Raw genomic sequence first — 11,663 nt, 5'->3', positions numbered from 1 at the left:
ATCGAGGACTCCACGTCCCCGACCCCACTGTCCAAATAGGACAGAAATGTGCGTGTCGTCCCAATCGATGTACCTACGCTGCTGAGATCACCTCATTGACTACCAGTCGGGTACGCGGTGCCGCAACAGCGAGCAGATGGTCCAGTGGAACCAGAAGGGCGCGACCGGCGCCACCGGTGCGACGGGCCCGCAGGGTCCCCAGGGCGCGACCGGCTCACGGGGTCTGCCGGGCGCAACGGGCCCCGCCGGCCCGGCCGGCCCGGCGGGCGCCAAGGGCGCAACGGGTGCCACGGGTGCGACCGGCGCCACCGGCGCGACAGGCGCCACCGGCGCGACAGGCGCCACCGGTGCCAAGGGCGAGACCGGTGCCAAGGGTGAGACTGGCGCGCAGGGCGCCCAGGGTCTCCAGGGCGAGAAGGGTGAAACCGGCGCGACCGGTGCCCAGGGCGAGAAGGGTGAAACCGGCGCGACCGGTGCCCAGGGCGAAAAGGGCGAGACTGGTGCCCAGGGCGCGCAGGGCGAGAAGGGCGACACCGGCGCGACCGGTGCCCAGGGCGAAAAGGGTGAGACCGGTGCCCAGGGCGCTCAGGGCGAGACCGGCGCTCATGGCGAAAAGGGCGAAAAGGGCGAGAAAGGCGAGACCGGCGCCCAGGGCGAGCAGGGCCTCCAGGGTCTCCAGGGCATCCCCGGCATCAACGGCAAGGACGGTGACCCCGGCCCGAAGGGCGACAAGGGCGACACCGGCGAGGCCGGCGCCCAGGGTGAGCAGGGCGCCCAGGGCGTCCAGGGCATCCAGGGTGTTCAGGGCATCCAGGGCATGCCCGGCCTGAGCGCGTACGACCTGGCCCTCGCCAACGACCCGACCATCGGCACCGTGCAGGAGTGGCTCGCCTCGCTGGTCGGCGTGAACGGCGTCGACGGCAAGGACGCGTACCAGCTCGCGGTCGACATGAACGCCTTCACCGGCACGCCGGAGCAGTGGCTGGCCTCGCTGAAGGGCAAGGACGGCGTCGACGGCGCGGCCGGTGCCCAGGGCGCCCAGGGTGCGCAGGGCGAGAAGGGCGAGGCCGGTGCCGCCGGCGCGGCCGGCGTCCAGGGGCCCGCCGGTCCCGCCGGCCCGGCCGGTGCGGCCGGCGCGGTGTGGCTGACCGGCGCGGGTGTCCCGGTCGGCGCCCTCGGCGCGGTCAACGACATGTACCTGGACACCGCCACCGCCGACGTCTACAAGAAGACGGCCGCGACCGTCTGGACGAAGACGGCCAACATCAAGGGCGGCGCCGCCACGGTCACGCAGACCGTGACCACCGCGACCGGCGGCGGCACCCTGACCAACAGCACCGGCACGCTGAATGTCACCTGCGCCACCGGTGTCGCGATCGCCGGCAGCTGGTACCAGGGCGCCAACGGCACCGTGGGCCTGTCCTCCAGCGGCCCGGCCGCGGCCGGCTCCAAGACCTGGGTCTTCAACTTCACCCACTCCGGCCAGACCAGCACCGTCTCGGCCGTCGTGAGCTGCCTGACCCTCAGCTGAACGACTGAAGGAGCGGCTCCGGCAACCCCGCCGGGGCCGCTCCAGCCGTACACCCGAAATCCGTACACCCGAAATCCGTACACCCGAACCCGAAATCCAAGCGAAAGCGAGCACCTGTGCGCACTGTGGTGAAGCTGGTGGCGTCGACGATCGTCGGCACCATCGCCGCCGGTGGCCTGGGCACGGCGGCACACGCCGCGGGGCCGGCGGTCAGCGGGGTCACGCCGAAGAACGGGACGACCGGCATCGCCGTCGGCGTCCGCCCGACGATCACCTACGCCGACGCGGTCGATCCGTCCGCGCTGCGGTACTCGTTCGTGAAGACCAGCGGCGGGGTGAGCGTCGCGTCCTACTACGCGTACGACGCGCCGACGCACACGTTCACCTTCACGCCGCGGGCCGCGCTCGCCGAGCAGACGAAGTACACGATGACGGTGAAGGTCGCCACGTCGACCTACACCTGGTCGTTCACCACGGGCGTCACGGACCGGGTCGCGCCGACCGTGCCGGGCGCGCCGAGCGTCACCGACGTCACCACGACCGGCGCCACGGTCAGCTGGGGCGCCTCCACCGACGCGGTCGGCGTCACCGGCTACCAGGTGTTCGACAACGGCACCCTGAAGGCGACGGTCACCGGCACGTCGACGACGCTCGCCGGGCTCGAGCCGGGCACGGCGCACAGTGTGACGGTCAAGGCGCTCGACGCCGCGAACAACGCCTCCGCCGCGTCGGTCCCGGCCACCTTCACCACGCTGACCCCGCCGCCGGCGCCGGACACGGCCGCGCCGGCCGCGCCGGGCGCCCCGGTCGCCAGCGCCCTGACGTCGACCGGCGTAACCCTCACCTGGGCCGCCTCGACAGACGACGTCGGCGTCACCCAGTACACGGTGCTCGGCGGCCCGGCCGCGGTGACGAGCACCGTCAACAGCGTGACCCTGACCGGGCTGTCGCCGCTGACCGCCTACGGCTTCACGGTCCAGGCGTCCGACGCCGCCGGCAACGTCTCCGCCGCGTCGGCCGCGACGGTCGTCACGACGCCGGCCACGCCGATCGTCAACGGCGTCAACGGTGCCGGCATCCCGGGCTCCACCGGCAGGACCCTGGTGCTGTACGACAGTACCGGCCCGTACGGCTTCCTCGGTGAGCTCTACGCGATGGCCGCCGCCAACCTCAGCTCCCACTTCGGCGACTGGACCGCGCAGCCGGTGACCAGCTACGCCGCCGGCGAGCTCGAGCAGTTCCAGGCCGTGGTGTACCTCGGCAGTACGTACGACGAGCCGCTGCCCCTGGCGTTCCTCGACGACGTGACCGCGACCACGAAACCGGTCGTCTGGATCTACGACAACATCTGGCAGCTGACCGCCCGGGACCCGGACTTCGTGGCCAACCGCGGCTTCACCTGGACCGGCTTCGACGTGTCGCCGGTGTCCAAGGTGCACTACAAGACGAAGTCGTTCACCCGGGATCCGCAGAACGGCGCCGACATCATGAACACCACGATCAGCGACACCACCAAGGCGACGCCGGTGGCCACCGCGGTGCGCGCCGACGGCACGACGCTGCCGTGGGGCGTGCGGTCGGGCAACTTCACCTACATCGGTGAGATCCCGTTCTCCTACATCAGCGCCGACGACCGGTACGTCGCGTTCTCCAACTTCCTCTTCGACGTGCTCGCCCCGTCGACCGCCGAGCGGCACCGGGCCCTGGTCCGCATCGAGGACGTCGGCCCCGACGCCGACCCCGCCGAGCTGCGGGCGATCACCGACTACCTGTACAGCAGGAACATCCCGTTCTCCGTGGCCGTCTACTCCCGCTACCGCGACCCGCTGGGCTCCGGCAGCGGCGGCGTGGCCGAGGACTACACCCTCGCCGACCGGCCCCTGGTCGTCGCCGAGCTCAAGCACATACAGTCGCACGGCGGCACGCTGCTGATGCACGGCTACACGCACCAGTACGAGAGCATGCTCAACCCGTACAACGGTGCCAGCGCCGACGACTTCGAGGGCGTAGCGCTCGTCGCCGTCGCCGCCGGGGTCGCCGGGTGGCAGGCGCCGCAGGTCGTCGGCGAGCTCACCAAGCCGGCGTACCTGGGCGAGCCCGCCGCCGCGATCGCCGCCGACCTGGGCTGCGGCAACTACACCCAGTCGACCACCCACGACGAGTCGGTCTACCGGTACCACGACCAGGGCACCTGCTCCCTGGAAGGCACCGTCGTCACGATCACCACGTTCGACCGGGTCAGCGACGCGCGGGCGTTCGAGTCGGTGATGAAGGCCCTCATCCCCGTGGTCCACCCGACCTGGCAGGGCGCCACATACGCGGCCGGCGAGGCATGGAACGTCGCCGACGCCCGCAACCTGACCCCGGAGACCGCCACCCTTGTCGTGCAGCGCCTCGGTACCGGCGCCACGAAGGTGATCCCCTTCGGGGACAGATAGGCGCACCGCGTGGCACCATCACCGGATGCTGGAGCTGGTCGCCGGGGACATCACCGCGCAGCGAGTCGACGCGGTCGTCAACGCCGCGAACTCGTCGTTGCTCGGCGGTGGCGGGGTCGACGGCGCGATCCACCGCAAGGGCGGCCCGGAGATCCTGGCCGCGTGCCGCGCGCTGCGGGCCGGGCACCTGGGCAAAGGACTGCAGCCGGGCCAGGCGGTCGCCACGACCGCGGGGCGGCTGCCCGCGACCTGGGTCATCCACACCGTCGGCCCGGTTTGGAGCGCCACCGAGGACCGCTCGGCGACGCTGCGCGACTGCTACGCCAACAGCTTGGCCGTCGCCGCCGACCTGGGGGCGCGGTCGGTGGCCTTCCCGTTGGTGTCCTCCGGCGTGTACCGGTGGCCGAAGGACGACGCCGTCGCGCAGGCCCTCGCCGTGCTGCGGGACCCGCCGCCCGGGATCGACCTGGTGCGGCTGGTGCTGTTCGACGAGCCCACCCTGCGCCTCGCCGGACAGGTCCGCGCCGCCCAGGCGTGAGCGGGCTCAGACCCGGGCGGGCGCCGGCGCGGTGACGGTGGCGGACCAGTCGATCGGGTGGTCGAACTGCCAGCGCCACTTCTCCGGGTTGTTCAGCAGCCGCATCGCCGCCGGCATCAGCAGGTCGCGCAGCACCCGGCCGACCGGCCCGGCGGCCTTGTCGCTGTTGGTGCGCGCCGCCGCCGCGATGACCCGCTCGACCCGGGCGCGGCGCAGCTGCTCGTACGCCGTGAAGGCAGCCGGCACGGGCAGGTCGCGCAGGCACCGGGCCAGCTGCACGGCGCTCTCGGCGGCGAGGGAGGCGCCCTGCCCGGAACTCGGCGACGTCGGGTGGGCAGCGTCGCCGATGAGCACGGCGCGGTCGCGGTGCCAGACGGGCACCGACGGGATGTCCTCCAGGCCGCCGGTGACCACGAGGTCGGCGGGGTCGGTGCGGCGGATCAGCTCGACGGCGGGCACCCGGTCACCGGTGAACGCCGCGGCGAGCACCGGCAGCCACTCGGCCGGCGTGAAGCCGGCGCCGTACGACGGATCGCGCGAGGGCAGGTTGACGAACCAGCCGTCGTCGCCGCCGCCGGTCACCTGGTAGCCGAAGAACGCGCGGCGCCCGAAGACCAGGTGCATCTTGTCGCCGGTGGGCGGCACGCCGTCGCCGGAGCAGCGGGCGCCGAAGCCGAGCAGCCCGACGTACCGTGGTGACGGCGCGGCCGGGTCGATGAGGCGCCGCACGGTGGAGCGGATCCCGTCGGCGCCGATGACGACGTCGGCCTCGGCGGTGCTGCCGTCGGCGAAGACGGCGACGCCCCCGCGCAGGTCGACCAGCCGCTTGCCGTGCACGATGCGGATGCCCCGGCCGGCGGCCTCGTCGTAGAGGGCGCGGTACAGCTCGTGGCGCCACACCAGCCGCATCGGCGGCAGGTCGTCGAACGAGCCGAACTCGGCCAGCCGCTTGCCGGTCCAGCTCTGCATGACCATGCCGGACATCGGCGTGCCGACCCGCTCGACGACGTGGTCGGCCTCGACGGCGGCGAGCGCGGTGCGGCCGTTCGGCGCGATGCTCAGCGCCCCGCCCACCCCGTCGGCGAACCCGTCGTGGCCCTCGAAGACGGTGACGGCGATGCCGGCCTTCTGCAGCGCGAGCGCGGCGACCGGGCCGGCGATCCCGCCGCCGACGACGATCGCGGACGTGACTGTTCCCATGACGCACCCCCGGCGAGACAATTAGTTGATACCAACTATCTGCCATTGACTAGTCAGAGTCAACTATTCGGTGTCGTGGAACGCCGCCCACATCGGCCCCCACCCCGAGGCGGGGTCGGTGATCTGCTCGATGAACCTGTGCACGAACGCGATCTCCGCGTCCAGCAGGCCCTGCCGGTACACCTCCTCGACCAGGAACAACGGGTGCGGTGTGGCCGCCTCGGCGAGGGCCGCGGCCGCCGCGCGCTGCTCCTCCAGCAGCAGCAGGCGCTGCCGCAGCAGCTCCACCACGACGTCCGGGTGCAGGGCGCTGACCAGCGACAGCGCCGAGCCGAACGCCGGGTACTCGTGCCGCGGCGTGCCAACCAGGTCCCGCAGCCAGTCCTGCAGCTCGGCCCGCCCCTGCGGGGTGATGCCGTACACGGTGCGCTCGGGGCGCTGACCCTCGCGGCTGGTCTCCTGCTCGGCGATGAGCCCGGCCTTCACCAGCTGCTCGACCACCATGTACACCGAGCCGTGGGTGAACTTGATGCTCCGGTCGTCGCCGTGCGCCCGCAGCGTCTTGGACAGCTCGTAGGGGTGCATCGGCCCCCGGCTGAGATACGCGAGCACCGCGAGCGCCAGCAGGTTCGCGACCTTCCTCCGACCGGTCATGCTGCGGTGAGGGCCTTCATCGCCTCGTCGTCCAGGACGACGCGTCCCGCCGCGACGTTCTCCTCGAGGTGCTCCAGCGACGCCGTGCCCGGGATGAGCAGCGTGTTCGGCGCCACCGCGAGGATCCACGCGAGCGCGATCTGCGCCGGGGTGACGTCCAGCCGCTGCGCGGTCGCTTTCACCGCCGGGTGGCCGAGGACCCGTTCGCGGCCGAACGCCGCGCCGAGCGGGAAGAACGGCACGAAGGCGATCCCGCGGCCGGTGCAGGCCCGCAGCACGTCCTCGCCGCCGCGGTCGACCAGGTTGTACGGGTTCTGCACGCACGCGACCGGGGTGCGGGTCAGGGCGTGCTCCAGCTGCGCGAGGGTGACGTTGCTGAGCCCGACCGCGCCGATCAGTCCCTCGTCGCGCAGCGCGATCATCGCGTCCAGCTGCGCGTCGAAGCCGACGTCGCCGCCGGCGCCGGTCACCCGCAGGTTCACCACGTCGAGCCGCTCCACGTCCAGGGACCGCAGGTTGTCCAGCACGCCCGCGCGCAACTGCTCCGGCCGCTGCGCAGGCAGCCAGCCGCCCCGCTTGTCGCGCGCCGCGCCGACCTTGCTCACCAGCACGAGCCGGGAGTCGTACGGGTGCAGCGCCGTGCGCAGCAGCTCGTTGGCCACGTCGGGGCCGTAGTACTGCGCCGTGTCGATGTGGTCGACGCCGAGCTCGACCGCGCGCCGCACCACGGCCAGGGCCTCGGCCCGGTCCCGGGGCGGCCCGAAGGCACCCCGGCCGGGCAGCTGCATCGCCCCGAACCCGATGCGGTGGACGGAGCGCTCGCCGAGCGGGAAGGTCTTCACCCGGCCAGCCTACGACGGTGCCCGCGCCGTACGGCCCGTGCACGACATCTGCACATCTCACACACCCGCTCGCCCCCACCCGCTGCCTACGGTCGAGGTCATGCGGGTGCTGATGATTCTTCCGGCCCTGATCGAGGCGACCAGCCCGTTGTTCCGGCCGACTCCGACGGGCCCGACGTGTTCGACCGCACCGTCGACTGGGCGGTGCGGCAGGGGATCGAGACCGCGACGTTCCACATCATGACCCCCTATCCCGGCACCGGGCTGTTCCGCCGCATCGAGGCGGAGGGCCGCCTCATGCACCGCGACTGGGAGTTGTACGACACCCGTCACGTCGTCTACGAGCCGCGCGGCATGACGGCCCGGCAGCTGTCGGACCGGTACTGGCGGGCGTACCGGGACTTCTACCGCTGGGGCAACCTGTGGCGGGGCGCGGCGAGCAAGGACGCGCTCGGCGACCGGGTGCGGCACCTGGCGTACGCCGGCGGGTGGAAGAAGTTCGAACGCGTCTGGGACGTGCTGATCCGCACCGGCCAGGTGCTGCACGCGTTGCCGCTGCTGGAGGCGGCGCTGTCCAGCTTCGGCACCAGGGGCCCCAGCCAAGCGGCCGCACCGCCGTGGTGCGACGATCGAGGGCGGCGGCCTCGTTCGGGAGGCGCGCGCGTGAAGGGGGCAGCGGGATGACACTGGCGGTGCTGGGGACCGGGATCATGGGCGCGGCCGTCGCCCGCAACTGGCTGCGCGCCGGCGAGACCGTGCGGGTGTGGAACCGCACCGCCGAGACCGCCGAGGCCCTGGCGCCCGACGGCGCCGTCGTCTGCGACACGCCAGCCGCCTGCGTCGAAGGCGCCGACGTCGTCGTGACCGTCCTGTTCGACGCCGCGTCCGTCGAGGCCGTCGTCACCGCGGCGGCGCCCGCGCCCGGCACGCTGTGGCTGCAGCTGAGCACCGTCGGCGTGCCCGGCGCCGACGACCTCGCCGCCGTCGCCGCGAAGCTCGGCCTGGTCTACGTCGACGCGCCCGTCCTGGGCACCCGCCAGCCCGCCGAGCAGGGCAAGCTCAACGTCCTCGCGTCCGGCCCGGCCGGCGTCCGCGAGCGCGTCGAGGCGCTGTGCGCGCCGATCGCGGCGAAGGTCAACTGGCTCGGCGAGGCCGGCGCCGGCAGCCGTGTCAAGCTCGTCGTCAACAGCTGGGTGCTGATCGCCGTGGCCGGCCTGGCGCAGAGCGTCGCGCTCGCCGACGGCCTCGGCGTCGACCCGAAGCTGTTCCTGTCGCTCGTCTCCGGCGGCGCGCTCGACATGCCATACCTGCACGCCAAGGCACCATCCATGATGGAGCGTTCCTACCCGGTGGCGTTCCCGGTCAGCGGCGCGGCCAAGGACGCCGCGCTGATCGGCGAGCTCGCCACGTCGGTCGGCGTCGACCGGTCGATCGTGGACGCGGCGGCGGCGCTGCTGGCCACGGCCGCCGCGCGCGGGTTCGCCGAGGACGACATGGCCGCGCTGTACGAGGCCGTGCGGTCCCCGCAGGAATGAACCGGCGCGGGCTGCTCGGCGTGCTCGGCGCGGGCCTGCTCGCCGGCTGCTCCGCGACCCACGCGGCGCCGCCCGTGCCCTCGCCGTCACCGTCGCCGGTCTCGCCGTGGACGCTGCCGGTGGCCACCCCGGCGCCGTGGCGGTCGGGGCGGTCCCGGGCCGACCGGCTGCGCGCCGTGGTCACCCGCTTCCTCACGCCCAGCCCCGTGCACCCGATGTTCCCCGGCGGTGTGGTCTTCGCCGCCGTCGACGGTGCGGTCGTCGCGCACTTCGCGTTCGGTGACGCCGTCCGGTACGACGCCGCCAAGGCCGAACTGCCCGCGCAGCAGCGGATCCCGGCGACCACGGACACCCTGTACGACCTCGCATCGCTGACCAAGACGTTCACCGCCGTGCTGGCGCTGCGCCTGGTCGAACGGGGCGCCCTGGCCCTGGACGCTCCGGTCGCCGAGTACCTGCCGTCCTTTGTGGACAAGCCGGCGGTCACCGTACGGATGCTGCTCACCCACACGTCCGGGCTGTCCAAGGACGTGCCGCTGGCCGGGGCCACCGCAGCCGAACGCGTCGAGCACGTGCTGCGCGAGCCGCCGGTCGGGCCGCCCGGCGGCGGCTACCTGTACGCGGACCAGAACTTCATCGCCCTCGGCGAGATCGTCGCCCGGCTCGCCGGCGCGCCCCTGGACCTGCTGGTCCGCCGGCAGATCGCCGGGCCGCTGGGGCTGGCCCGCACCGGCTTCCGGCCGCCGCCGTCGCTGCCGGTCGCGGCCACCGAGGGCGGCCTGCGCGGCACGGTGCACGACCCGCCCGCGGCCGCGTTCGGCGGTGTCAGCGGCCACGCCGGGCTGTTCGGCACCGCGTCGGACGTCGCGGCGTTCGCCGCCGCGCTGCTGTCCGGCGGCGGCCCGCTGCTGCGGCCGTCCACAGTGGACCTCATGCGGGCCGACGCCAACGCGCGGTTCGGCCCAGCCGCCGCGCACGGCCTCGGCGTCGACGTCGACCAGGCGTGGTACATGGGCCGGCTGGCGGGGCGCGGCAGCTACGGCCACACCGGGTTCACCGGCACGTCGATGCTGTGCGACCCGGGCCGCCGCATCGTGCTCGTCCTGCTCACCAACCGCGTCCACCCCGACGCCACCTGGGGCAGCAACAACGCCGCCCGGCGGGCCGTGGCCGACGCCATGCTGCCCTGAGCCGCCGCGGCGGGTATGGTGGGATGCGATGTGATCCGCTGACACCTCCCCGACCCGCGCCCGAGGCCTCTGCCCGGCGGGTTTCCGACGTTCCTTGCCGGTGGTGTCCGCATGTCCTTGTCTGCCCTGATCGCGCATGACCTCGTCCGCACGTTCGGCCCCCGCCGGGTGCTCGACGGCGTCTCCCTCACCGCCGCGCCCGGCCGCCGTATCGGCCTGATCGGCGAGAACGGTGCTGGCAAGTCCACGCTGCTGCGGCTGCTCGCCGGCGTCGACGAGCCCGAGACCGGGACGGTGGAGCGGCCGGCCGACCTCGGGTACCTGCACCAGGAGATGCCGTTCGACGCCGCCGCCACGATCGCCGACGTCCTCGACGACGCCCTGCGCGAGGCCCGCGAGGACGTCGCCGCGCTGGAGTCGCCCGGCGCGCTGACCCTCGCCGAGTACGGCGAGCGGCTCGAACGCGCCCAGCTGCACGACGCGTGGGACGCCGACCGGCGCGCCGGGCTCGTCCTGGCGGGCCTCGGGCTCGGCGGGCTCACGCACGAGCGCACCCTCGGCACACTCTCGGGCGGGCAGCGGGGCCGGCTCGCGCTCGCCGCGCTGCTCATCCGCCGCCCGGCCGCGCTCCTGCTGGACGAGCCCACCAACCACCTCGACGACGACGCGGCGGCGTTCCTGGAGGCGCAGCTGCGTGACCTGCCCGGTGCCGTCGTCCTGGCCAGCCACGACCGCGCCTTCCTCGACGCGGTCTGCACCGACCTCGTCGACCTCGACCCGGCGGTCGACGGCCCCACCAGGTACGGCGGCAACTACACCGACTACCAGGCCGCCAAGCGCGCCGAACGGGAGCGCTGGCAGCGCCGCTTCGAGGAGGAGCAGGAGGAGCTGCAGGACCTGCGCCGGGCCGTCGCCGTCACCGCGCACCAGGTCGCGCCGGGCCGGGAACGCCGCGACAGCGAGAAGATGGGGTACGGGCACACCGCCGGACGGGTGCAGCAGCAGATCTCCCGCCGCGTGCGCAACGCGACCCGGCGCCTCGACGACCTCACCCGCGCCCAGGTCCGCAAACCGCCGGCGCCGCTGCGTTTCAACGCCGCCGCCCTGGCCGCGCCGTCCGCTTCTCCGCTTTCCGCAGACGGTCTGCTGGTGTCGCTGCGCGACGTGTCGGTGCCGGGCCGGCTCAGCCTGCCGTTGCTGGACCTCGCCGCCACCGACCGCCTGCTGGTCACCGGCGCCAACGGGGCGGGCAAGTCGACGCTGCTCGCGGTCCTCGCCGGCCGGCTGCCCGCCACCGGCACCGTGCAGCGGCGGCGCGGCCTGACGGTGGGGCTGCTCGCCCAGGACACCGTGTTCGACCGGCCCGACCTGACGGCCGCCGGCACGTACGAGCGGGTGCTCGGCCCGGACCGCGCCGAGGCGGTGCCGTTGCGGTCGCTGGGCCTGCTCGCACCGCGGGATCTGGCCCGGCCGGTGGGGGAGCTGTCGGTCGGGCAGCGGCGGCGGCTCGGGCTGGCCCTGCTGGTCGCGGACCCGCCGGAGCTGCTCCTGCTGGACGAGCCGACGAACCACCTGTCACCGCGCCTGGCGGACGAGCTGGAGGAGGCGCTCGGCACCGGGCCGGGGGCGGTCGTGGTCGCCAGCCACGACCGGTGGCTGCGCGCCCGGTGGCCCGGCCGTTCGCTGCGCCTCTGAGCGGCCCCGGCTCGGCTGGCTCGGCACGGCTGGCTTGGCA

General features: G+C 73.7%; 10 protein-coding genes. 7 read left to right on the top strand and 3 right to left on the bottom strand.

The genetic code is table 11. The features are described 5' to 3' along the window. Window positions 1-136 precede the first annotated feature (136 nt). The 3 genes from AB0H83_RS40100 to AB0H83_RS40090 all read left to right on the top strand — a co-directional run bounded on the left by AB0H83_RS40100 (window position 137) and on the right by AB0H83_RS40090 (window position 4,507). The gene (locus tag AB0H83_RS40100; RefSeq protein WP_360105009.1) at window positions 137-1,531 is read left to right on the top strand and encodes an exosporium protein; all 1,395 of its coding nucleotides are present in this window, start codon (window positions 137-139) and stop codon (window positions 1,529-1,531) included. A gap of 116 nt (window positions 1,532-1,647) precedes the next feature. Beyond that, a complete protein-coding gene (locus AB0H83_RS40095) occupies window positions 1,648-3,969 on the top strand; it encodes a DUF2334 domain-containing protein (RefSeq protein ID WP_360105006.1) in 2,322 nt (773 codons plus the stop codon). 25 nt (window positions 3,970-3,994) lie between these two features. Next, window positions 3,995-4,507 (top strand): O-acetyl-ADP-ribose deacetylase, encoded by a 513-nt coding sequence (locus tag AB0H83_RS40090; protein ID WP_360105003.1) that lies wholly within the window; start codon window positions 3,995-3,997, stop codon window positions 4,505-4,507. A gap of 6 nt (window positions 4,508-4,513) precedes the next feature. Here AB0H83_RS40090 and AB0H83_RS40085 read toward each other — a convergent pair whose 3' ends face one another. The 3 genes from AB0H83_RS40085 to AB0H83_RS40075 all read right to left on the bottom strand — a co-directional run bounded on the left by AB0H83_RS40085 (window position 4,514) and on the right by AB0H83_RS40075 (window position 7,203). Next, complete coding sequence (locus AB0H83_RS40085; protein WP_360105000.1) at window positions 4,514-5,707, bottom strand: NAD(P)/FAD-dependent oxidoreductase; 1,194 nt, start codon at window positions 5,705-5,707, stop codon at window positions 4,514-4,516. Window positions 5,708-5,770: 63 nt separating this feature from the next. Further along, a complete protein-coding gene (locus AB0H83_RS40080; RefSeq protein ID WP_360104997.1) occupies window positions 5,771-6,361 on the bottom strand; it encodes a PadR family transcriptional regulator in 591 nt (196 codons plus the stop codon). Then, window positions 6,358-7,203 carry an oxidoreductase gene (locus AB0H83_RS40075; protein ID WP_360104994.1) on the bottom strand — a complete coding sequence of 282 codons (846 nt, stop codon included), beginning with the start codon at window positions 7,201-7,203 and terminating at the stop codon, window positions 6,358-6,360. Before AB0H83_RS40075 ends, AB0H83_RS40080 begins: the two co-directional genes overlap by 4 nt. A gap of 177 nt (window positions 7,204-7,380) precedes the next feature. Here AB0H83_RS40075 and AB0H83_RS40070 point away from each other — a divergent pair, with 177 nt between their 5' ends. The 4 genes from AB0H83_RS40070 to AB0H83_RS40055 all read left to right on the top strand — a co-directional run bounded on the left by AB0H83_RS40070 (window position 7,381) and on the right by AB0H83_RS40055 (window position 11,623). Continuing rightward, window positions 7,381-7,887, top strand: coding sequence for a hypothetical protein (locus AB0H83_RS40070; protein WP_360104991.1), 507 nt, complete (start codon window positions 7,381-7,383; stop codon window positions 7,885-7,887). Continuing rightward, window positions 7,884-8,738, top strand: coding sequence for an NAD(P)-dependent oxidoreductase (locus AB0H83_RS40065; protein WP_360104988.1), 855 nt, complete (start codon window positions 7,884-7,886; stop codon window positions 8,736-8,738). Before AB0H83_RS40070 ends, AB0H83_RS40065 begins: the two co-directional genes overlap by 4 nt. Further along, window positions 8,735-9,928, top strand: a complete 1,194-nt coding sequence (locus AB0H83_RS40060) for a serine hydrolase domain-containing protein (RefSeq protein ID WP_360104985.1) — start codon at window positions 8,735-8,737, stop codon at window positions 9,926-9,928. Before AB0H83_RS40065 ends, AB0H83_RS40060 begins: the two co-directional genes overlap by 4 nt. Window positions 9,929-10,039: 111 nt before the next feature. Beyond that, window positions 10,040-11,623 carry an ABC-F family ATP-binding cassette domain-containing protein gene (locus AB0H83_RS40055; protein ID WP_360104983.1) on the top strand — a complete coding sequence of 528 codons (1,584 nt, stop codon included), beginning with the start codon at window positions 10,040-10,042 and terminating at the stop codon, window positions 11,621-11,623. The last annotated feature ends 40 nt before the right edge of the window (window positions 11,624-11,663 follow it).

The organism is Dactylosporangium sp. NPDC050688, from assembly GCF_040654515.1.
Lineage (GTDB): Bacteria > Actinomycetota > Actinomycetes > Mycobacteriales > Micromonosporaceae > Dactylosporangium.
Note: the sequence above shows the minus strand (reverse complement) of the source record. Positions and strands in the feature narration are given on the sequence as shown.

Excerpts from the sequence above, each read along its gene's own strand:
- AB0H83_RS40060 (WP_360104985.1), top strand. The coding sequence starts at position 8,735 with ATGAACCGGCGCGGGCTGCTCGGCGTGCTCGGCGCGGGCCTGCTCGCC.
- AB0H83_RS40055 (WP_360104983.1), top strand. The coding sequence starts at position 10,040 with ATGTCCTTGTCTGCCCTGATCGCGCATGACCTCGTCCGCACGTTCGGC.
- AB0H83_RS40100 (WP_360105009.1), top strand. The coding sequence starts at position 137 with ATGGTCCAGTGGAACCAGAAGGGCGCGACCGGCGCCACCGGTGCGACG.
- AB0H83_RS40065 (WP_360104988.1), top strand. The coding sequence starts at position 7,884 with ATGACACTGGCGGTGCTGGGGACCGGGATCATGGGCGCGGCCGTCGCC.
- AB0H83_RS40080 (WP_360104997.1), bottom strand. The coding sequence starts at position 6,361 with ATGACCGGTCGGAGGAAGGTCGCGAACCTGCTGGCGCTCGCGGTGCTC.
- AB0H83_RS40085 (WP_360105000.1), bottom strand. The coding sequence starts at position 5,707 with ATGGGAACAGTCACGTCCGCGATCGTCGTCGGCGGCGGGATCGCCGGC.
- AB0H83_RS40090 (WP_360105003.1), top strand. The coding sequence starts at position 3,995 with ATGCTGGAGCTGGTCGCCGGGGACATCACCGCGCAGCGAGTCGACGCG.